Origin of the sequence: Bacteriovorax sp. BAL6_X, from assembly GCF_000443995.1 — a bacterium.
In the GTDB taxonomy this organism is placed as follows: Bacteria; Bdellovibrionota; Bacteriovoracia; order Bacteriovoracales; family Bacteriovoracaceae; genus Halobacteriovorax_A.
The window spans coordinates 791,172-812,306 of the sequence record NZ_AUMC01000010.1; the positions used below are offsets into that span (position 1 = coordinate 791,172).

Here is a 21,135-nt window from a genome sequence, read left to right on the forward strand (position 1 = left end):
TAAGAATAGTATAACAGTTAACTAGATAAATAGGAGAAAATGATGAAAACACTTTCGATTATGATTTTAACTTTTTTATTAGCTTTTTCTTCACTTGCTGATGGTGATTTTTCAAAGCTCTCTAAAGGGGAACTTAAAAAGCTAGAAAATGAATTTGCAAAATTTCAAGACAGTCAACATAAGAAGAAGGTTGCATTTGAAAAGAAAGTCTTTTCACAAAAAGAGAAGTATTTAAAAGATAATGAAACTCAAATGCTTAAGCATTTAGATGAGATTCATGTTCTTAAAAAGAAGTTACAATTCGGTAAGAAAGAAGAGAATAAGAAAATTAGAAAACAAATCAAAGAAAAGAGTAAAGAATTTAGAAGGAGTATGAAAAAGCTACGTCATGAGGATCAGCGAGAGGCTATAAAAAGCATGAAGAAAGAATTCTATGAAGAGATGAAAGCAGAAAGGAAGAAGTTTAAAGAGAAAATTAAGTCTTATAGTAGAAAGTAATCTAAATATAAAAAAGGGGCCTTTCGAGGCCTTTTTTAATTTTTGTATATTTCTTGAACTAATTGATTAATAAACCTCATACGATATTCTTTATGATTCGTATTGAGATTATCCGAAGAAATATTTACTAGGGTATTGTAAATATCTCCGGGGAGGCCGCATGGAAAAGTCATCATTAAGGCCTTATTCATTTTTTCTGATGGATAAACATTTAGCGCCATCCCATGCATTGAGACAAATTTTTTAAGCTGAACACCCATTGATGCAACTTTCTTTTCTCCATGCCAAAGACCAAGGAGTGGCCTATCAAAGTCAAGGTTTTTAATTGTGTTGTCGCTTATAGTGATAGCATTTACAGCACTTTTAAAAAGGCTATTGATAAGTTCTATTGTTCTTAGTTTTTGTTGAGCAATATTTACAATTGGATAAACAATAACCTGTCCAGGGTGGTGGAAAGTTAGACCGCCACCGCGCTTGATTTCGACTACTGGAACATCGATCTTATCCACAAGGGCCTGGTCAAAGTCAACTAAACCATGTTCTTCAATTTGATTTCTTTGCAGGCCTCTTCCCATTGTGAAGACTTCTGGGTGAGAAGTGATAATATAAATTTTCTGCTCTGGATTATCATAGATATATTCATTGGCCTCTTCTTGAAAAGCTAGAGCTTCAAGATAGTCCCAATTGTCTTTTTGAAATATATGAGTTTGGTTCTTAGATTCAAGAATATAGTTCTTGATTTCAAGCTTGTTAATTAAATCGTTAAACGTCATGACCTTTTGCCCTTAGGTGATCAAGGTAGTCTGCCGCCTTGTAACTACTTCTTACCATTGGTCCAGAAGCGACGAATTCAAAGCCTATTTCATAAGCAATTTCTTTATAGCGATCAAACTCTTGTGGCCTATAGTAGCGCTCAACTTTTAAATGCCTCATTGTCGGGCGCATATATTGACCAAAAGTTACGATGTCACAACCAACTTCTCTAAGGTCTTTAAGTGTCTCTAGAATTTCTTCATGAGTTTCACCAAGCCCTAGCATGAGTGAAGTCTTAGTTGAAATATGTGGATAATTTTCTTTATAGAATTTTAAACAGTTTAAAGTTTTTTCATAGCCCGCACGACGATCTCGAACATCATGAGTTAGCCTTTTTACTGTTTCAATATTTTGAGCAATAACAAAAGGATTACTCTTTGCTAATGTGTGCATATGTTCTTGGACAGCATTGAAGTCCGGAATTAGAACTTCAACAAGTGTATCAGGGTAGTCCTTATTAATTCTTTTAACAACGTTGGCGAAGTGTCCAGCACCAAAGTCAAGGAGGTCGTCACGATCAACGCTTGTTACAACAAGATACTTTAGAGACATTGTTTCGACCATCTTGGCCGCATTATCGATTTCATTGAAGTCTACAATGCCTTTTGGGTTTCCTGTATCAACGTGACAGAATTTACATGCACGTGTACAAGTTCCTCCTAGGATCATCATCGTTGCCGTCTTTGCTGACCAACACTCTGACATATTTGGACAGCTTGCTTCTTCACAAACTGTAAAAAGTTGTTTTTCTCTTAATTCTTTTCTGACTTCATTGAAGTTATCACCAGTTGGGATTTTATTTCTCAACCATTCGGGCTTTCTTTCTAGATTGCGCGCCTCTTGTTTCTTTCCAACATTAAGACGTGCTTTCTTTTCTTGAATTTTTTTACGAGATTCTTCGTAATCCATTTGATTTACTTGGTTATCAGTCATTTATATAATCCTCAAAATATGTCTTTGCTTATAGCAATTTAAAGCTCGTAAGTTAAGACATATACTGAGAATCTATGAAATTTCTACACCTTAGCGGCGTCAGCTTCAACTTTTGAGCTATTTAAACTTAGTAATGCGGCAGGCAAGATTACTAAATCTGCAACTAGGGCAAGAGTTAGGATCACTGAACAGTAAACGCCAAATTTCTGGTTTGGAACAAAGTCACCTAAGTAAAAGAGTCCAAAGGCAATTGTTAGCATTGTTGTTGTTAGTGCTAGGGCCTTACCTGTTTGATGCATTGTCGATGCAAGCGCATCATGACCGCTCATTCCTTGAAGAACCTTGAGTTTGTAATTTGATATGAAGTGGATGGTATCATCAACAGCAATACCCAAACACACTGCAAAGACGATAACGTTACCAATATTTAACTCATCTCCTGCAAAGTACATAATCCCCGCTGCCACTGATAGTGGAAAGACGTTTGGAATAAGGGAGAGTAGAGCAAGCTTAAGGTCTTTGAAAACAAATAAAATAATGAGAAAGATAATTGGTAGTGAAATACTCATTGAAGTCAAAAGAGTATTTACAACAAGGTCGTTAACTCGATTGTAGATCGGAGATTGTCCCGCCTCATATATCTTAATACCAATTTCATCGGCCTTTTTTAAGATTTTATCCGTTTTAGCGATGGCCGCTGTTGAGTCATTTACATCCCACATAACGAGGACTCGGAAGCGACGATTATCAAGTGATAGCTGATTTTTGAGATCAAGACCTTGCGGTAACCCCAGGGTATAGAGAAAAAGTTGGTCTGCTACCGCTCGACGAGTTTCAGGAATAGCATAGAATTCCTCATTATCACTATGAAGAGTTTTATTCATTTGTTTTACAATATCTAGAATTGAACTAACTCGAATAATCTTCTCGTCTTTAAGCATCCATTGAACTAGCTCTTCTGACTTCTTTAAGAATGCTGGGTCTTTTACACCTTCAGGCTTTTCTGAGTCAAAAACAAGTTCAATCATTCTAGAGCCGCCAAATTCCTTTCTAACCATATTGAAGGCCTTCTTAACTGGAGTTCCTTCGTCAAAGTACTCAATAGGGTCAGCATTAATATAATTTTGCATCCCAAAGTAAATTGAAGTAATTGTGATTATTGGAGTCACGATATTAATGATAACTTTGTACTTTTCTGCAAACATGAAGATACCATCGAATGCATGGAATTTATCGTCACGGTCTCCAACTTTAAAATGAACTTTTGTAAGAAGTGCTCCTAGGAAGAAATAAGTGTAGAACCACGCTACACAAGTCCCAATCCCAGAAAGAATCCCTAGATTATAAATTGGCTTAATATCAGTAGAAGTAAGAGAGAAGAATCCAATCGCAGTTGTTAGTGTTGTCAGTAGCGTTGGAATAAAGTTCTTCTTTAGAGCTGCAATAGCTGCATCGTGCTCATTCATGCGATCGAAAATATAGAAGTGCCTATAGGTGATTAAAATGTGAATTGAGTCTGCAAGGCCAATTGCAATTAAGATGGCCGGAAGTGCCGCAATAATACTCGATAGCTCTATTCCTAAATGTCCTTCGATTCCAAATGTTGTAATAATTGCGAGGCCAACGAGAGAGAATGGAAGAACGATACCTAGAAGGTTTCTAAAAAATAAGAAGAGAATGAGAGAGAGAACCCCTACAACGATAGGAAAGACAACCATCATGTCTCGATCTGATGCTCTTTGAAGTGACTCATTGATAAAAGAGATACCTCCGAGATAGAACTTTATTCCTTCGGCCTTATTATATTTTTCAAGGAGTTTTTCTGTATCTATAACGACTTGATCATATGGTGGTGTTCCTTCGAAAGTATCAAGGAATGCCCTGATATAAGTGAAACGACCAGATTTCGAAATTGTTGAGTTAACAAGCTGTCGATCGTTCGTGGCAAGTTTTTCTTTTAGCTTTAAGTTCTCTGTAGTTAATTCAACTTCTTCATCTAAGAAAGGTGTAATGAAAATATCATCATCCTCTGATTCAATTGAATTGTGATTCGTTAAACTTTCAACGCGTACAATATGCTTAATTTGCCACAAGTCTTGAGTGATATCTTGAATTGTTTTAATCGTATTTTCATCAAAGAGGCCATCTTCTTTGTAGACCATTATGTCAATTGTATCTGAACTTCCAAAGATTCCTTCGTGCTCTTTAAGATCTAATAAGCGTTGGTCATGATCCATTAGCCAACCCTTAACTGAGTAGTTAGCATGAATTTTCGGTAGGCCTGAACTTAGGGCAATTAAGAAGATAAATGAAATTAGAAGACAGGTTTTAGTATGATCGACGATATACTTAGAGACTCTTTCTGCAAGTGAGTGGACACGTTTCATATAATCAATTTCCTTTGAAGTTTGCCTTAATACTATATTAAGTTTTATAAAGAAAAGCTAAGAATTTTGGGGAAAGATTATAAGAAATACTTGATTGATGTAGACGCTCTAGCAAAATAGTGTCGATACTCTTAACGTGTTCGAGAACGAACATTGTAAGCTAGAGCGTTTGTCTAAAACTAGGCTTTATTGGATTCCAATGAAATCCATTCCTAACTTAGAAATGGCATTCTCTCTTAAGAATGGCATTTTTGTATTGATATTAAATCTAGCACCTTTAAGGTTACAGTTGATAAAGATAGTTCCAGTTAAATCAACATTAGAAAAGTCGCAACCAATAAGGTTGCAGTTTTTGAAAGTTACACCTCTTAGGTTTGCCCATCTAAAACTTGTCGCTGCAAGATCACACTCATCAAATGTACTATCTTCTAAATTGGTGCACTCTAAGCTCACGTCCTTTAGATTGATTCTTTTAAAACGATTCTTTGCAAGGTTCGACCAAGTAAAGTCAGCTCCCTCATAGTTTGAGTTATTGTGCTTTGCGTATTTGATATTACACTTTCTAAGGTCACTCTCATTTAAGTCAGAGTGACGAATATTAATTTTATCTAGCATCGAGTTATCGAAGGAACTCTTCTCAAGCTTAGAGGCACTGATTAATCGTAAGTTATCAACATTCCTTAGGTTGATACGATTCTCATTTTGTTTTTTGATTGCTGTAAACATCGTGTTTTGCGTTGTCATATCCATCCTCTTTGTAAAACTAGAAAGATAGTAGCGATTTTATTTAGCTATATTAAGTCAATTGTTTGTAAATTCGGAATTTCCGAACTATTGTGTCCTTATGAATTGGAATCATCTCTATTGTTTTTATGAAGCTGCAAAGCACAAGTCCGTTAAGAAGGCCGCTGAAAAAATGGGTCTTGCTTCGTCAACCGTCAGTGAACAGATCAAAAAGTTTGAGCAAAATTACGGCGTGCAGCTTTTCGAAAGGAAGGTTAGAGAGATCGTTTTAACAAAAAAAGGTGAGGAGGTTTATTCTCATGCTAAGGGTGTTTTCTCCAATGGGATGCGTCTTGTTGATAATTTAACACCTCATGATGACGGTGGTTATGATGTGACCTTTTCAATTGAGTCTCATCTTGAGTCGCCGAATATCGCTGCGGTATTAGCGGATTATTATTCTGCATATAGCGACTTTGGTCATACCATTACAAAGCGCTCAAAGAATTTCTCTCAAACAATGTACTACCTTGAGAATGATACTGTGGATGTTGCCATTAGTGATAAGAAGCTCTCTAACGAGCTATATGAAAATTATCTTGTTGCGCAAACCCAGCTTCGCTTCTATGTAAACACTACTGTTGCAGCGAAGTACCGCGATTTACCATTTGAAAGATTAGTAAAAAAACTTCCGGTCGGTTTCCTTTCGTCAGATGAGAAGATGATTGTTAATGCAAAGCAAGTTCTAAAAGAACAGAAGGTTTACCTAAAGGAAGCATTCTTCAGCGAGCACCTTTATTACTTATCGACATTGGCCCAGAGAGGGGAAATAGTTCTTGCTGCAATTGGCAATGAGTCGATTTTTCAGGAGTTGTATTGTCTAGGTCCACAGCATGATATTGGTGTTCCAACATATGCAATCCTTAAAAAGAAAAATGAAAACTTACTCTTTGCTAGAAAGTTAAAAGATTTATTGATGATTGATGCAGATGCTAATCAGCTAAATCTACATTAATTTCTAATTGCCGACCTGTTTAAAACTAGTTAGCATTTGTCGATGAAAAAAATTTCCCTTATTAGATCCATTATAATGACAATTCTTGTCTCTGTTTCTCTTTATTTATCCACTGAGACTAGGGCCGAAGATATTGGTTTTCTTAAAGATGGAAAGATTAAAGACATTATTGTTAGAGAGATTGCTAACCTCAACTTATCAACAACTGTAAAGTTACTTGACTGGGATAAGCTCAAAGGTGTTGGTGTCGGACTAAAATACGGTTATGAGATGACTCCTTCATATTTGAAAGGGAAATTTGCTCGCGTTGATGAGTGGAGTTTCAATCGTCACGTAAACCCTGGCTCATATATTGATAGCGTGACGCCAATTAACTTAACATTTTCTAAAAATGACCGAGTTACTTTTATTCGCCACTTCGATGATCAAAAGAAAGCAATTCTTGCAATTCCATATTCAATTAATAAGCTTCCTTATAATGCTGAAAGTACACTCAAGAGATTGGCAGTAGGGGACTTTGTCAGTATCCCGGCCCAGATGACACTGAACTTTGGAGTCAGTGCAGCGTATGGTTACGGGGATATTATCGATGCCAGCGCTTTTGCCAATGTCATTACAAGTGGAAATTACAATATTAATATTTATCGCATGGACGAAAGTAAGGTTCGTCTAAAAATTGTAACAAGAACTTCTACGGAAGCAAAAACTGGCGCAAAGGTAAAGAGTGACTTCTTTGTTGCACTTGTAGAAAAGATAAATACACCAGACTTTGTTTCTAAGAACTTCCGGCTAAAATTATTAGAGTATAACTTAGGACGAGGAATTGGAGAGCAATACGTTCTTGACTACATCTTCGACCTAAGCCTACCTCATGCAAGGGAAGCCTTTGATCGAATAATTAAACCTAAGTACAAATTAGATACGGATAAGATGATTGGTCAATATACAGGTCGTAAGTATATTGAAGAAAAACTTGTTTCTGACTTTAGTTTAGCAAATGAGATCGCTACATTTGGGACAGGGGTAAAGTTATTATTTCAAGGTTTTAATGAGTATAAATTCAAGCGTCGAGGGTTCAAGCTAGGAATCTTCATTAGTGATGTTAATTACAATTGGACTTATTATAAAAATAATATCTCGATTTTAAACGGACCTGATGTTGGCGAGTACTTCTTTCCTAATAAAGTTTATAAATATAGTGAAGAGTTCAATATTCTTATTCACAAAAGAAAAGATAAGATTGAAGAATCATACTTTTCTTTTATCCCAAAGGATAGAGTAACTGAAACTTCTGTTGATTTTGGAACAAATTATATTAGAAAAGATCGATATTTTACAAAAGGTGAATGGAAGTCAACAAGAAAGAAGATTAAGGCGCTAGTTCCAAATTTTATTTTTTCTAAAATTGACTTTAAAGAGCTAGATTCTGTCGATACAAATATCACAACAGAAGTTAAATATCGTCTTGTTTTAAAAAAAGAGATATTTGAATATATAAAAAATGTATCTCTAGATCGTATTATCGATGAAGTAAATAAGATTAAAAAAGATCGTGGCTATCGTGTTATTTCACAAAATCGTAGTGGGAGGCACTTTATCAGTAAGGTCTTTTTCTGGCAAAGGGCCCATACGCGCCATGTTGCTAAAAGAATCCGTCGAATTCTCAATTCGGATGTCGAAAATATTTATATAAAACTTGAAAAGGTGATTGATAACATCGACAAGAATAGTTTTCGAAAGTATTTCTATCGAGTTGTGCAAAGCCTTGTTCCTATTGATGATTTATCAAGTTTAATGTTTTTTAAATTAGATATTCTAGGTAACCGTACTCAACCAGTACATTTTAATTATGGAGAACACGAGTTTCCTAAGGTTTATTATGAAATCCTCGATATTAACCGCGACTTTCACGACTCAAAAAGAGACTTTCAAATTATTACGGAGTAGGGTGTGAGTGATTACAAAGAATTTTTAGGTGACTATAAAGAATCTCCTGTTGAGATTTTTGAGACATGGTTTAAAGAGGCAGTGGCCAAGGAAGAAAATGGGCCGGCATTCATTCTTTCTACAGTTGATGAGTTAGGGCAACCAAATGCTAGAACCCTTCTCTTAAAGGAAGTTGTCGATAATAGGCCACTATTTTTTACTAACTATAATTCTGTAAAGGCCCAGGAAATAACTGCAAATCCTAGCGTGGCCATGACGTTTTATTGGCATCGTCTTGGAAGACAAGTCAGAATTAGAGGCTCAATTTCAAAATGTGATGCTGAAGTATCAAGAAACTATTTTCAATCTCGTGCTCATGAGAGTCAGGTTGCTAGCTCTATTTCTGATCAGTCTTCACCTGTTGTCGATCGTGAAAGGTTAGTGCGAGAATATAACGAAGGACTTGAGCGTTATAAAGAAGAGGTTCCGTATCCTGAGAATTGGGGTGGCTATTTAGTCGACATTAAAGAAATAACATTCTTCATTTACGGTGAGTTCCGTTTAAATGATCGCTTTCAATTTATTAAAAAAGGTAATGAGTGGCAATCTCTAAGACTCTATCCATAATTTTATTTATTCTTTTAGTTTTTACCTCTAGGGGAAATGCTTCCGAGTTATATGCTGGAGGTGGGGCATCACTAAGTGGTGTTATCTCTGAAACAGATTATTACAATGGAGCAACCGCCATCTTTCCTTCTGCAAATATTGGAATGAAGTTTGGTGCCCTTGCCCTTGAGGGCTTCTTTAGAACAGGAACACTTTCTAATGATCATCAAGGCTTTAAGATTGATCTCGATACTAATCAATTCGGCTTTATGCTTCGTATCTCACCAGAAGAGTGGCTTGATATGAATCTTGGAGGACATTGGACGATGGTTGAAGGAAGTTCTTCTGTTTACAATGGACAAACGCTTACAGGACTTGTGAATCGAACATATAATTCTGTGATTTTAGGTATGGGATTTAATATCCCTTTTTCGGATCAATTAAGAGTTCGTACAGATATGAATTACTACTCTGGAAAAGAGATATTTTCTCTTTTTCAGTTTGATATCTCTATCGTTTATAGCTTTCTTACTTTTTAGAATCCTTACTCGCTGGAAGTCTTCCGCTTTCTCTTGTGATGTACTTTGCTAGTTCTGGTGTTACAAGACCGTTCCTGTCGAGAACTTTCGCAAGTTTGTCGTTATCTGTTTTAAGAGAGTAGATATGTTGCTTGGCCTGCTGGTTTGCAGAGACAAGGCTTTGCATATTGTTGAGTGCCGTTTGGTACTCATTTTTTATACCTTGAATTTTTTCTTTCTGATACGCAACTTGTTGTCTTAGGTTAGCGATCTCTACTGCCTGACTAATTTGAGCATTTAGACTTTTTTCAAATTGAATTGCATCTTGATCTTTATATTCACGTCCAGCTTTAATTGTGAAAGCGATTAGAACAAGTAAGTTAGCGACAATAATTTTTTTCATAAATATCTCCATTATTCTATGTACCTATCGACATAATAAAAAAAATCATTAATATTTTTCGAAAACATCCGAAATAATAAGTACTTATACTTTGGGGAATAGAATGTTTTTGATCGATGTAAATTTATTTGAAGATGAGTTCTACCTTTTACCTGTTGAACAGAGGAAAGGGGATCAATATAAAATCCAGTGCCATTCAATTGAATCGGCAAAACTGTTGCAGGAAACGTTAGGGCAGATCAAGCATCTGCATCCAACAAAAGATAAGTCACGTTTCAAGCTCTTAAGAAGAGAGAAGCAGTTTGGTTTTGAAGTTAAAGTTTTAGGTTATATCGAAGAAGAAGAAGAAAAAAAGGCCTCATAAGAGGCCTTTCGTTTTATTAAAGATTTGAGTTAACGAAGTCCCAGTTAACTAGCTTCCAGAAAGCTTCGATATATGAAGGACGAGCGTTTCTGTAATCAACGTAGTAAGCGTGTTCCCATACGTCAATTGTCATTAGAGCAGTGTGACCATCAGTCATTGGAGTTTGTGCATCGTCAGTGTTAACGATCTCTAGTTCTCCACCCTTAGTTTTAACTAGCCAAGTCCAACCAGAAGCAAAGTTAGTTGCTGCTGAATTAGAGAATTCTTCTTTGAACTTATCAAATGATCCCCATTTTGCATTAATAGCGTCAGCTACTGCACCAGTTGCCTCACCACCTGCGTTTGGAGCAAGACAGTTCCAGTAAAAAGTGTGATTCCATACTTGAGCAGCATTGTTGAATAGGCCACCAGTTGACTTCATGATGATTTCTTCAAGAGTCATATTTTCGAATTCTGTACCTGGAATCGCAGCGTTTAGCTTTGTTACGTATGCATTGTGGTGCTTTCCGTAGTGGTACTCAATTGTTTCAGCTGAGATATGAGGTGCTAGAGCATCCTTTGCCCATGGTAGTTCTGGAAGTTTATGTTCCATTCTTTTCTCCTTAATTCTAGATTCTTATATTGTTTTTTGAACAGCTCCATTCTAATGCGTTTGTTCTTTAAGTGCAAAACGCATTAAGTTATAGAAATTAATTTTGCCCTTTTGAAATTCTCCTCAAATTTTACTCAAGAATTTTGCCCAGATGTCGACTTTAAGTTAATGCATTTTCGACGTCAGCTACCTACATTTACTCTATCAATATTAATTATTTGCCTTGTGGCATTTAATGTAAATGCGAGCAGCTGGGGACAACGTGGTGGAGTAATTCACTCGGCTACTGACAAGTATGGTGGAAATTGGCGCAAGCTGAGCTCGACTCAAGAGGGTAGCATTGAACAATTAATTGAAATCGTCTCAACCTCAAAGCTTGGGATTCAGTTAATTGATAAAGCACGCTTAAGGGCCGCTAAGGATCGCAAGCGTCTTGAAGATGTTATTGATAGTGGTGATGCTTCAGTAACGGATACGACCCTTGTGAGAAAGTTTAATCCAAGTTCTCCCGAAAGTGTGCGCTTTGAAACAAGGTCTAAGGTTTATATTGATAAGTCTCATTCAACAAAGAATGCGGTACTAGATCTAATTCATGAGTTAACTCACTATATCTATAAGAAGCCATTTAATCCTTATTTAAGTGACTTCTCTATTTCTACTTTCTTGAGTGATACGATTCAGGGCAAGGGCGGTGAAGTTGATGCTTTTTTAGTTGAATGTCGGATTGGACGTGAAATATATGGCCTAAAATCAATCTCTCCGCAGTGCTTAAATATTTTAAATGGAGAGGAGTTCTCAAGGGAGCTTGCATTAAAGGAATTTTATAAGCTAGGTGTACATTATGATCAGTTTAAGCATGCGGTAAACAAATTAGGTATCTCTCATGAAATAGTTGAGCATAGCTCGAGCGAAGACTCTAGCCTCATCTCTTCTGCCTGGTCTAAGCCGTACCCAGTAGCTGTTATTGAGGAGTTTGAAACGATCATGACTAAGGTATGTCAAAATGATCTTAAGCGTATGACCTACCTAAAAGAGAGTCAAAGCCGCTCCATTGCAAGTACAAATAAGAAAGTAGCTCAGGTAGAATCTAAATTTAATGCTAGATGTCGTTCATATTTAGACTAAATTTTATTGACGACTGAACTCAATAATGTCTCTATGCACCAAGGTTTCCGCACAAAAATCTATCTTTTTTCCTCGGCTTTAATTGACTACAAAGCTAAGCATTGGTAATTTATAAGCTAAGAATTTCATAATTTTATACATCTATAAAAAGGATTGCTGGCAATGCAAGATAGTGTTGTTTTATTAAAACTTGATGACTTCCTTAACTGGGGAAGAAAGAACTCTCTGTGGCCAATGACATTTGGTCTAGCTTGTTGTGCTATTGAAATGATGGCAACTGGTGGTGCTAAGTATGACTTAGAACGATTCGGTTGTGGTGCTTTCATGGCGACACCAAGACGTGCGGACTTAATGATTGTTGCAGGTACTGTAACTCTTAAAATGGCCCCAAGAATTAAGACTCTCTATGAACAAATGGCCGAGCCGAAATATGTTATTTCGATGGGGTCATGTGCTAACAAAGGTGGGCCTTACTGGCAACACGGTTATCACGTTTTAAAGGGTGTTGATGAGATAGTTCCTGTTGACGTCTACGTTCCAGGTTGTCCTCCAAGACCAGAGGCCCTAATCGAAGGTTTAATGACACTTCAAAAGAAAGTTGCCAACGAAAGGCTTCTTAAAGATAAGTGGGTGAAGCATGCTTAATGAATTAGTAACTTTTATTAATGATAAAGTTAGTGGTGCAAATGCCTCTTTAATTGAGAATGAAGCGGGTGATAAGCCAATCTTAGTTGATGCTTCAAAAATTAAAGACGTTTGCTATGCGCTTAGAGATAGTTCTGAATATCAGTTCAACGTACTTCAAGTTGTATCTGGTGTTGATTACGATAGTGAAATTGAAGTCAACTATATGCTAGCTTCATTCATTACAAATTCTGATGATGTAATAATTAAAGTTAAGCTTCCAAAAACAAATAAAGATGATGTTCCTAAGATTGATTCTGTATGTGACGTTTGGAAATCTGCTAACTTCTTAGAAAGAGAAGTTTACGATATGAATGGTGTTGAATTTGTTGGACACCCTGATCATAGAAGAATTCTTTGCCCGGAAGATTGGGAAGGTTTCCCACTTCGTAAAGATTACGAAGTTCAAAAAGCTTGGCACGGTTTCGAAGTTAATCCTGAACATAAAATGAATATCGCAGATCACGAGTTCTTTGCTAAGGCGAGAGTTGAAGCTGCAGAACCAAAGAAAATCACTGGTTCATGGGATGGAAAGATTTCTGCTGATTTAGAGGCCGCTCTAAATAAGAAGATGGAAGAAGCTAAATAATTAATTTTAAGGATATTTTTAATGGAAGATAATACATTAAAACAAGAACAAGAAGCCTTACATACTGATCTACTGACAGTAAATATGGGGCCTCAGCACCCTGCCACTCACGGGGTTTTACGTGTTGAGATTAAAACAGATTCTGAAATCGTTGTTGAAGCGACACCATACCTTGGTTACTTACACCGTTGTATGGAAAAGCACAGCGAGAATCTAGACTATCGTGGAATTATTCCTTTCACTGATCGTATGGACTACCTAGGTGCCATGGGAATGGAATGGGGATATGTTCACGGTGTTGAAAAGATGCTTGGAACCGAAGTTCCTGAAAGAGCAGAGTACATCAGAGTTATTGTAGCTGAGCTACAAAGGATTGCATCACACTTAATGTACTTTGGTACATATGCAATTGACCTTGGTGCTTTTACTCCTTTCTTATATGCATTCCAAGATAGAGAAGAAATCCTAAGAATCTTTGAAGAGCTTTCTGGGGCACGTCTTCTTTATAATTATATTTGGATTGGTGGTGTATGGAATGATATTAACGATGATCAACTTCGTCGTATTGATACTTTCTGTACTAAGATGGAAGAAAATATGAAGAAGTACCACGACCTCGTTGGTATGAATGCAATCTTCCGTAACAGAACTGCTAATGTTGGTATTGTTACTCCTGAAATGGCCTATGAATATGGTGCAACTGGTGCTGTTCTTAGAGGTTCAGGTGTAGAATGGGATCTTCGTAAGAAGAAGCCATACGGACTATACGAAAAATTTGATTTTGATGTTGTTACTGGTAAAGGTGAAATGGGAACTGTTGGTGACTGTTGGGATCGTTACTATGTACGTGTATTTGAAATTTTTGAATCAATTAAAATCCTTCGTCAAGCTCTTGATGGAATTGAGGCCGGACCTGTTATGGGGAAAGTTCCAAAAATCATTAAGCTTCCAAAAGGTGAAATTTATACAAAAACTGAGTGTCCACGTGGAGAACTTGGTTACCACATCGTTTCAGATGGTGGGAAAACTCCTTACCGAGTTAAAGTTAAGTCTTCATGTTTTACACACACTTCAATGCTACCTGAGCTTGGAAAAGGTCAAATGATCGCAGACTTCGTTGCTACGATCGGAAGTATTGATATTGTACTAGGAGAGGTTGACCGATGAGCACTCAAGCAACTTACCAAACAGGTGAGCAACTAACATTAGGAAAATGGTTTAAGAATATCTGGACTGGAATTAGAACAGTTACTAAAGGTCTAGGGATTACTTTTAAGTATGTATATGGTGTAAAGCCTGTAACAATTGAATATCCAGAAGTAAGAGAAGAGCTACCAGCTAACTCTCGTTCACGTCTATTTAATGACGTAGAAAACTGTATTTCTTGTTATCAGTGTTCAACTGCTTGTCCAGTTGATTGTATCTACATTACAGCAGTAAGACGTGAGAAAGATGCTCCAGCTCTTAAAACAAAGAGTGGAACACCAATCAAGTTAGATCTTATGCAATATACGATTGATACTGCCCTTTGTTGTTACTGTGGTCTTTGTACTACTGTTTGTCCAACTGAGTGTCTAACTCACACGACAGACTATGAATTCTCTCAATATACTCTTGATGAGATGAAGTACGACTACCTTGCGCCAGATATTAAAAAATGGCGTGAGCGCATTGTTAAATAAGCATCCGCAGTATCTTGCGTAAGCAAGATATGATGTGGTGCTAGCTCACTAATACTTTAGCTAGAAAATTATATTCAACAAGCCTGCATTTATGCAGGCTTTGTTGTCTCTGGAGCAATGGGAAGGGCTGCGTTATACTCAAATAGCTTCAGCTATTTGATGTTTCCTCAGCGCAGAATACCCCAAAATGTTCCCCAAATAGACACTGTTTAAGATATATACGAGCTAACTCCCCAGAAATACATTAGATAATTGGCACACAAAGTGCATCTCTATAGGTATAGAGGGGAAAATATGAAAACACTTATCAAATCAATTTTAGTTCTATTTGTTGCACTTAACTCATTTGCTTACCAGCAAATCTTTGCAACTTCTGGTGATTTAAAAATTAGAACTAAGTACTATGGTGATCAAGATATTAGATCAATTAGAGTTTTCGGTGATACTGTAAGTGCTTATTCAAAAGATCCAAATAGTAGAGATTATAATGATGTTCTTTTTAAAATTACAAAAGAATATGCACAGTACAAGGAGTTCCTATTTGATATTCTAGAAAAGGGTGATTTCGTTATCCTTCCTAATAAAACAGGTAAGATTGAAGATTTAGAGATTATCTATAATGGTAAAAAATATAGCTTTATTGAGGCGGCGCTTTTCTTAAATAGAAAAGATCTTTGCGGCCTAGGAATGGAGTGTCCAACAAGTAATGCTGCTATAAATGATGGAAGAAGAACAACTGCGCCAGGTACGCAAGGGCCACTAAGAAGAGCAGACGCTAGAAAAGTTGATTACATGACAAGAGTAAATATCTTCTAATACGAATAAAGGTTAAGATAGTTCTTCAGCAAGTTTATTAATATGGGCAAGCATTCTTTCACGAGTCTTGTACATGAGATCCCCAATATCATCCATCGTCAATCCCTCAGTTGAAATCGGCTCAAGAGCTTCAATGATAACTTTTCCAGGCTTAAGTTTTCTTAGGTCAAATGACTTTTCATATTCAGAAAATACGACAGGATAAATTGGGAGCTGTCCTTGGATGGCAACAACAAATGGGCCCTTTTTAAATGGTAGAAGTCCACGTCCTTTAGAGCGAGTTCCTTCTGGCATAATCCATACATTACAATTATCTTCTTTAATTGTACGGGCCACCTCCGCCATCGCTCTCCAGGCCTTCTTTCGGTTGGTACGATTAATTAAAATATTGCCTGCCAAGTAATACATTTGGCCAAAGATAGGAATCCATACTAGAGACTGTTTTCCTAATGAAACTGTTCGTCTTGGTAGTGCCGGCCCAACAAAGAAGATATCGAGGTTGGATTGATGGTTAGAAATAATTACTGAATTTCTAACGTCTTTGTGGTCTTTCTTTACCCTTGCATCAATTTTAAGATGTAAAAATAAACGAGTTAGCCACGAGTAATAGTTGGCGATAAGATAAGTATTTCCTCGATTCGCCGGACGCAACATACAGATTGGAATCCAGATTAAAGTTCCAATAACTAAGAATAATCCTGCTGTGAATAGACGAAAATACATTAAAAGCATTTCTACTTTATAGCATAGGAATTATCTGTGTCAGACTATAAAATTAAAGTGTATTAACGCTATTTATAAGTAACTGTTAAAACAGTGTGATTAATAGAACAGAGCCAATTGCCATAAGAATTCCAAGTCCCTTTGGCACAGTTAACGAGATATTTTCAACAAATATATCCCATAGGACACTTGTCACCATTTGGGCCGCAATTAGGCCTACTGTTGTTTTAACGGCACCAAGCTCATAGATTCCAAGAGGCAGTCCAACAACGAATAAGAATCCAAAGAAGCCAGGGATGACATACCACCACTTAAATTGGAACTCTTTTAAGCGAACAAACTCAGGAAAGAGTTCAGGGTTGTGCTTAACGAAAAAGAAGAAGCCAGTACATACAACAAGAGTAACAAAATTTCCAAGAAGGGCCATCCATGTAAGGCCAATATCATTTGTCATTAATCGATTGAGGGCACCCTGAAGAATCCCAATACAACCAATAAATAGGGGAACGATTATCGCTAGGTTACTTGTCATCTACTCTTATCCTTTATTTCTTTAAAAGTGTTAATCCCTTAAGGTAGTCGCCTTCAATAAAGCCCTTGAGAGATGGACAATCACCAGTAAGTTTTAGAGATCCTGTGATACTAATCTTACGGTTGCCAATATATTCTTTGATTTTATTTTCAAACTTCTTTCTTGTAATTGAATGAGTATTTAAAAAGATATGTGCCTTTCCACCCTTATTTAGAATCATATCAAATAGAGGAATCATATCTTTATACGCATCAATAGCTTTGGAAACTTTCTTTCCATCACTTGATGCACTTGGAGGGTCACAAATAATTAAATCAAACTTACGACCTTCTGATTTGAACTTTTCAAGTGCTTTAATTGTCGGCATACAAAGTGACTCATGATCCTCACTCATTTCATTAAGCACTAAATTTTCCTGTAACCAATCAAGGTACTTTTGTGAAAGATCTACACTTGTTACGTTTGTAGCGCCTTGCTTAAGGGCAAAGAGAGAGTAAGCTCCAGTATAGCTATAAAGGTTTAAAACACTTTTTTCATCAAAGTTGTCTTTTACACGGTCTCTAATGGCGGCCATGTCAGTGTATATACCAATATCATAGAATTGATTAAGCTTTATCTGATACTTAACGCCAAACTCTTCTATAATGAAATTATCTTCTTTTAATTGTTTATTAGTAGCACAATAGAATTCTTTCTTGCGCTTAAGGTTTCTTTTTTGAACCCAAATCGTATCTTTAGGGTAGAAGTCTTTGACAATTTTTAGAACATCACTTTCAAAGTGGTTCCAAAAGTTTGCATAAAATTGAATTAAGATTCTATCCTTCAAACGTATAATAAATAATCCTGGTAAGTAATCCGACTCACCAAAAGCTAGGTAGTAGTTTTCTCGGTTGTCGATATTTCCACGGGCCTCAAAACTTGCTTGCATACGCTCACGTAATTCAAAGTAAAACTCTTTTGGCCCTAGGTGTGAAGAGCCTTCACCAATCCTCCAAATTCTAGCAAGAACACTATCGTGAGTAGGATCATTAAGCATTACAACAAATTTCGCATCATCGTTCTTAACTTCATCAAGCTTAGCTGTAATAAAAGGAGATCCTTTTGGAAACTTTAGAGAATACTTATCTTTTGTAATCCAAGGATGGCCTTTGAAAATATATTTAACACTAGCAGGGTGTAGTTCTACCCTAGGTGTGCGAATGCGTGGACGACCTGCGGTTTTCTTGTTCATTGTTACTTTTCTTTTTCTATCTTAATACGATACTGAAGGTTGTTCTCTAGCAAGAGAAGAAGTTTATTTGTAATCTCAAAAGGATTTGAGAGTTCAAGAACGCCAAATTCTTGTAAGCGAAATTTCGTTTCAAGGTCCATATCACGGTATGGATCAAAATTTTGGCAAAAGAGTTGTAGCTCTTCTAGCAGCTCATCATTGAGATAGAAGTCAGGATGATTAATATCTTCTGATTGCTGTTTGATAGCATGCTTTTCATTTCGAATGTGAAATAACTCTTCTTTATTTTCCATGGAATATTGTTATTTCAGATACATAGCGTTACGTCAAGATAGGAGGTCTATTTTGGCAATTTTATCTTTTATATCCATCTCACTTATCGCTCTTTTCATCCCTGCTGAAAGAATAATTGAAAGGTTTAACTTATTGAAATTTCAAATGCGTTCAGAGTACCAAAGAGGTAAGGACTTATTAATTGAAGTATCCCAGCTTAATCTGATGGGAGATTTATCACAACTTTCAAAATATAAATTCTATGACTCACTAGTTTGTGAAATTGCTCAGATTGCAAAAGAATTTGGCGCTGCAACAAGTCGTACGCTTGCAAAAATGCGCCATGCTCTTTCAAATGATTTACAAATAGAGAAAAAGGTCTCAGGAACGATCAATGAAACCCTATTTCAGTTTCTTATGGCCATGGGACTTACATTTGCTCTCAATATTTTTGCAACTAATATACTTGGGCTAAAGACTGATTACTTCTTTCTGGCCTTGGCCTTCCTCTATAATATGATTGGTGTAATTAGCTTCATTTTGTTGATCAAAAAACTAAAACATAAATTCCTCGCACCAATAAGTAAGATCTTAAACTCCTACCTTGTCTTTAAGCTAATGTACGACGTTGGGACTCCCATCAATCAACTTATCCACCGTTCATCAATCAACTCAATTGTTGAGATGAACCAAAACTTGGCAAAGGATTTATTTCGAAGACTCTCGGCCCTCATTGAGATGAAAAAGCATCAGGGAGCAGATATTTGTGAAGACCTTGAGTCAATTGAAATTAACTTGTGGGATGATTACCGAAGTGAAAATGAAGTATTTTTACAACGATTAAAGATATTCAAATTTGCGTGGCTTGTGATCTTCTTCTTTGTGCCTTATGTCGCAAACTTTTTCCGCTTAATAAGTCATTTAAATCTTTAAGCTTATGAGCAGTTATAATTGATATTCTATCGTTTTGTAGGTACTTTATTTGGGTAATAAAAAAACAAATGGAGTCAGCTGATGGCCTATCAAAATGATAAGCAAATTATTTATTCAATGAATCGTGTTGGAAAAGTTTATAAACAAAAGCACGTTCTAAAAAATATCTCACTTTCTTATTTCTATGGAGCTAAGATCGGTGTCCTAGGTCTTAACGGTGCTGGTAAGTCAACACTTCTAAAGATTATGGCAGGGCTCGATCAAGACCACTTAGGTGAAACTCACTTAGCAAAGAACTATTCAGTTGGATACCTTGAGCAGGAGCCAAAACTAGATCCAGAGTTAACTGTTAGAGAAGTCGTGCAACAGGGTTGCCAAGAGACAGTTGATCTTCTTGCAAAATTTGATGAGATTTCTGCAAAATTTGCAGAACCTATGTCAGATGACGAAATGAATGACTTATTAGATAAGCAGGCCAAGCTTCAAGATAAACTTGATGCAGCTGATGCTTGGACGCTTGATAATCAACTTGACCTTGCAATGGAAGCTTTAAATTGTCCTCCATCAGAAGCTAAGTGTGGAAACCTTTCAGGTGGGGAAAAGAGAAGGGTAGCACTATGTCGTTTACTTCTTCAAAAACCAGATATTCTATTACTAGATGAGCCGACAAACCACCTTGATGCAGAGACTGTATGGTGGTTAGAAAGACACCTACAACAATATAAGGGAACGGTAATTGCTGTAACACACGACCGCTATTTCCTAGATAATGTTGCAGGATGGATTCTAGAACTTGACCGTGGACAAGGAATTCCTTTTGAAGGAAATTACACTGGTTGGCTAGAAACAAAAGCAAAGCGTTTAGCTCAAGAAGAAAAGACTGAGTCAAAGCGACAAAAGGCCATGAATGAAGAGCTTGAGTGGATTCGCTCCAACCCTAAGGCTCGTCAGGCGAAGTCAAAAGCTCGTATCAAAAATTATGAGGAAAGAGCAAAGATCTCAAGTGAGAAGAGAAATGAAACGAATGATCTTTTCATTCCTGCAGGACCTCGTCTTGGTAATAAGGTAATCGAAGCACATGGTGTTTCAAAAGCATTTGATGATAAATTACTTTATGAGAACTTAGAATTCTCTCTACCTCCTGGTGGGATCGTTGGTATTATCGGTCCAAACGGTGCTGGTAAGACAACATTATTTAAAATGATTACTGGTCAAGAGCAGCCAACTTCAGGAACTTTTGATGTGGGTGATACTGTTAAACTTGCCTACGTTGATCAAGGACGTGATCTGGATCCAGATAAGACAATATATGATGTTGTTGCCGATGGAACTGAGTTCATCAATGTTGGTGGGCAAGAAGTAAACTCTCGTGCCTATATCGCTAAATTCAACTTCTCTGGTGAAGACCAGAAGAAGAAAGTTTCTGAGCTTTCAGGTGGTGAGAGAAACCGTGTTCACCTTGCAAAGGTTCTTAAAGAAGGTGGGAATGTTCTCCTTTTAGATGAGCCGACAAACGACCTTGATGTAAATACGCTACAGGCCCTTGAAAAGGCCCTCGTTGATTATGCTGGTTGTGCCGTTATTATTTCCCACGACCGTTTCTTCTTAGATCGTCTTGCTACGCATATCCTTGCCTTTGAAGGTGATGGTAAAGTTGTGTGGTTTGAAGGTAACTTTGATGAATATGAAGAAGATAAGAGAAAGCGTCTTGGTGATGCCGCTCTTAATCCTAAACGTTATACATACAAGAAGTTAACAAGAGACTAGAA

24 protein-coding genes are annotated in these 21,135 nt (G+C 36.8%); 14 read left to right on the forward strand and 10 right to left on the reverse strand.

Annotated features, from left to right (window positions below):
• Positions 1 to 42: 42 nt before the first annotated feature.
• Positions 43 to 498 carry a hypothetical protein gene (locus M902_RS14470; RefSeq protein WP_021267783.1) on the forward strand — a complete coding sequence of 152 codons (456 nt, stop codon included), beginning with the start codon at positions 43 to 45 and terminating at the stop codon, positions 496 to 498.
• 35 nt (positions 499 to 533) lie between these two features.
• Here M902_RS14470 and M902_RS14475 read toward each other — a convergent pair whose 3' ends face one another.
• The 4 genes from M902_RS14475 to M902_RS14490 all read right to left on the reverse strand — a co-directional run bounded on the left by M902_RS14475 (position 534) and on the right by M902_RS14490 (position 5,375).
• Complete coding sequence (locus tag M902_RS14475) at positions 534 to 1,271, reverse strand: lipoyl(octanoyl) transferase (protein ID WP_021268724.1); 738 nt, start codon at positions 1,269 to 1,271, stop codon at positions 534 to 536.
• On the reverse strand, positions 1,261 to 2,244 hold the full coding sequence (gene lipA / locus M902_RS14480; RefSeq protein ID WP_021267958.1) for a lipoyl synthase: 984 nt from the start codon (positions 2,242 to 2,244) through the stop codon (positions 1,261 to 1,263). Before lipA ends, M902_RS14475 begins: the two co-directional genes overlap by 11 nt.
• A gap of 83 nt (positions 2,245 to 2,327) precedes the next feature.
• Positions 2,328 to 4,631: an RND family transporter gene (locus M902_RS14485; RefSeq protein ID WP_021268017.1), complete on the reverse strand. Its 2,304-nt coding sequence runs from the start codon at positions 4,629 to 4,631 to the stop codon at positions 2,328 to 2,330.
• 186 nt (positions 4,632 to 4,817) lie between these two features.
• Positions 4,818 to 5,375, reverse strand: a complete 558-nt coding sequence (locus M902_RS14490) for a pentapeptide repeat-containing protein (RefSeq protein ID WP_021268710.1) — start codon at positions 5,373 to 5,375, stop codon at positions 4,818 to 4,820.
• A 100-nt stretch (positions 5,376 to 5,475) separates the two neighbouring features.
• Between M902_RS14490 and M902_RS14495 the strand changes: the two genes are divergently transcribed.
• From M902_RS14495 to M902_RS14510, 4 genes are read left to right on the forward strand one after another with little or no spacing between them, the layout of a single operon-like run.
• The gene (locus M902_RS14495) at positions 5,476 to 6,369 is read left to right on the forward strand and encodes a LysR family transcriptional regulator (RefSeq protein WP_021267812.1); all 894 of its coding nucleotides are present in this window, start codon (positions 5,476 to 5,478) and stop codon (positions 6,367 to 6,369) included.
• Between the two features lie 42 nt (positions 6,370 to 6,411).
• Positions 6,412 to 8,316 carry a hypothetical protein gene (locus M902_RS14500; protein ID WP_156979905.1) on the forward strand — a complete coding sequence of 635 codons (1,905 nt, stop codon included), beginning with the start codon at positions 6,412 to 6,414 and terminating at the stop codon, positions 8,314 to 8,316.
• 3 nt (positions 8,317 to 8,319) lie between these two features.
• The gene (gene pdxH, locus M902_RS14505; RefSeq protein WP_021268415.1) at positions 8,320 to 8,922 is read left to right on the forward strand and encodes a pyridoxamine 5'-phosphate oxidase; all 603 of its coding nucleotides are present in this window, start codon (positions 8,320 to 8,322) and stop codon (positions 8,920 to 8,922) included.
• Positions 8,895 to 9,440: a hypothetical protein gene (locus tag M902_RS14510; RefSeq protein WP_021268460.1), complete on the forward strand. Its 546-nt coding sequence runs from the start codon at positions 8,895 to 8,897 to the stop codon at positions 9,438 to 9,440. Before pdxH ends, M902_RS14510 begins: the two co-directional genes overlap by 28 nt.
• Here M902_RS14510 and M902_RS14515 read toward each other — a convergent pair.
• Positions 9,430 to 9,822, reverse strand: a complete 393-nt coding sequence (locus tag M902_RS14515; protein ID WP_021268308.1) for a hypothetical protein — start codon at positions 9,820 to 9,822, stop codon at positions 9,430 to 9,432. The genes M902_RS14510 and M902_RS14515 overlap by 11 nt on opposite strands.
• A 103-nt stretch (positions 9,823 to 9,925) precedes the next feature.
• Here M902_RS14515 and M902_RS14520 point away from each other — a divergent pair, with 103 nt between their 5' ends.
• Positions 9,926 to 10,186, forward strand: a complete 261-nt coding sequence (locus tag M902_RS14520; RefSeq protein ID WP_021267884.1) for a hypothetical protein — start codon at positions 9,926 to 9,928, stop codon at positions 10,184 to 10,186.
• Positions 10,187 to 10,202: 16 nt separating this feature from the next.
• On the opposite strand, the gene M902_RS14525 is transcribed toward M902_RS14520, so the two are convergent.
• The gene (locus M902_RS14525; RefSeq protein WP_021268518.1) at positions 10,203 to 10,778 is read right to left on the reverse strand and encodes a superoxide dismutase; all 576 of its coding nucleotides are present in this window, start codon (positions 10,776 to 10,778) and stop codon (positions 10,203 to 10,205) included.
• A 168-nt stretch (positions 10,779 to 10,946) separates the two neighbouring features.
• On the opposite strand from M902_RS14525, the gene M902_RS14530 reads away from it, so the two are divergent.
• The 6 genes from M902_RS14530 (at position 10,947) to M902_RS14555 (ending at position 15,674) form a co-directional block, all read left to right on the forward strand.
• A complete protein-coding gene (locus M902_RS14530; RefSeq protein WP_021267797.1) occupies positions 10,947 to 11,903 on the forward strand; it encodes a hypothetical protein in 957 nt (318 codons plus the stop codon).
• Between the two features lie 162 nt (positions 11,904 to 12,065).
• Positions 12,066 to 12,548, forward strand: coding sequence for an NADH-quinone oxidoreductase subunit B (locus tag M902_RS14535; RefSeq protein ID WP_021267887.1), 483 nt, complete (start codon positions 12,066 to 12,068; stop codon positions 12,546 to 12,548).
• On the forward strand, positions 12,541 to 13,176 hold the full coding sequence (locus M902_RS14540; protein WP_021268433.1) for an NADH-quinone oxidoreductase subunit C: 636 nt from the start codon (positions 12,541 to 12,543) through the stop codon (positions 13,174 to 13,176). The genes M902_RS14535 and M902_RS14540 overlap by 8 nt, the downstream gene beginning before the upstream one ends.
• Before the next feature lie 21 nt (positions 13,177 to 13,197).
• Positions 13,198 to 14,343, forward strand: a complete 1,146-nt coding sequence (locus M902_RS14545; RefSeq protein WP_021268655.1) for an NADH-quinone oxidoreductase subunit D — start codon at positions 13,198 to 13,200, stop codon at positions 14,341 to 14,343.
• On the forward strand, positions 14,340 to 14,858 hold the full coding sequence (locus M902_RS14550) for a 4Fe-4S binding protein (protein ID WP_021268463.1): 519 nt from the start codon (positions 14,340 to 14,342) through the stop codon (positions 14,856 to 14,858). The genes M902_RS14545 and M902_RS14550 overlap by 4 nt, the downstream gene beginning before the upstream one ends.
• Positions 14,859 to 15,152: 294 nt before the next feature.
• On the forward strand, positions 15,153 to 15,674 hold the full coding sequence (locus tag M902_RS14555; RefSeq protein ID WP_021268621.1) for a hypothetical protein: 522 nt from the start codon (positions 15,153 to 15,155) through the stop codon (positions 15,672 to 15,674).
• Between the two features lie 12 nt (positions 15,675 to 15,686).
• Here the strand turns inward: M902_RS14555 and M902_RS14560 are convergent, their stop codons facing one another.
• The 4 genes from M902_RS14560 to M902_RS14575 form a co-directional block, all read right to left on the reverse strand.
• Complete coding sequence (locus M902_RS14560; RefSeq protein WP_021268243.1) at positions 15,687 to 16,406, reverse strand: 1-acyl-sn-glycerol-3-phosphate acyltransferase; 720 nt, start codon at positions 16,404 to 16,406, stop codon at positions 15,687 to 15,689.
• Positions 16,407 to 16,482: 76 nt separating this feature from the next.
• The gene (locus M902_RS14565) at positions 16,483 to 16,929 is read right to left on the reverse strand and encodes a DMT family transporter (protein ID WP_021268090.1); all 447 of its coding nucleotides are present in this window, start codon (positions 16,927 to 16,929) and stop codon (positions 16,483 to 16,485) included.
• A 13-nt stretch (positions 16,930 to 16,942) separates the two neighbouring features.
• Positions 16,943 to 18,160 (reverse strand): class I SAM-dependent rRNA methyltransferase, encoded by a 1,218-nt coding sequence (locus M902_RS14570; protein WP_021267849.1) that lies wholly within the window; start codon positions 18,158 to 18,160, stop codon positions 16,943 to 16,945.
• Between the two features lie 2 nt (positions 18,161 to 18,162).
• Positions 18,163 to 18,453 carry a hypothetical protein gene (locus tag M902_RS14575; protein ID WP_040314886.1) on the reverse strand — a complete coding sequence of 97 codons (291 nt, stop codon included), beginning with the start codon at positions 18,451 to 18,453 and terminating at the stop codon, positions 18,163 to 18,165.
• Positions 18,454 to 18,505: 52 nt separating this feature from the next.
• Here M902_RS14575 and M902_RS14580 point away from each other — a divergent pair, with 52 nt between their 5' ends.
• Together M902_RS14580 and ettA are read left to right on the forward strand one after the other, a co-directional pair.
• Positions 18,506 to 19,366: a hypothetical protein gene (locus tag M902_RS14580; RefSeq protein ID WP_021268669.1), complete on the forward strand. Its 861-nt coding sequence runs from the start codon at positions 18,506 to 18,508 to the stop codon at positions 19,364 to 19,366.
• Positions 19,367 to 19,447: 81 nt separating this feature from the next.
• A complete protein-coding gene (gene ettA, locus M902_RS14585) occupies positions 19,448 to 21,133 on the forward strand; it encodes an energy-dependent translational throttle protein EttA (RefSeq protein ID WP_021268576.1) in 1,686 nt (561 codons plus the stop codon).
• The last annotated feature ends 2 nt before the right edge of the window (positions 21,134 to 21,135 follow it).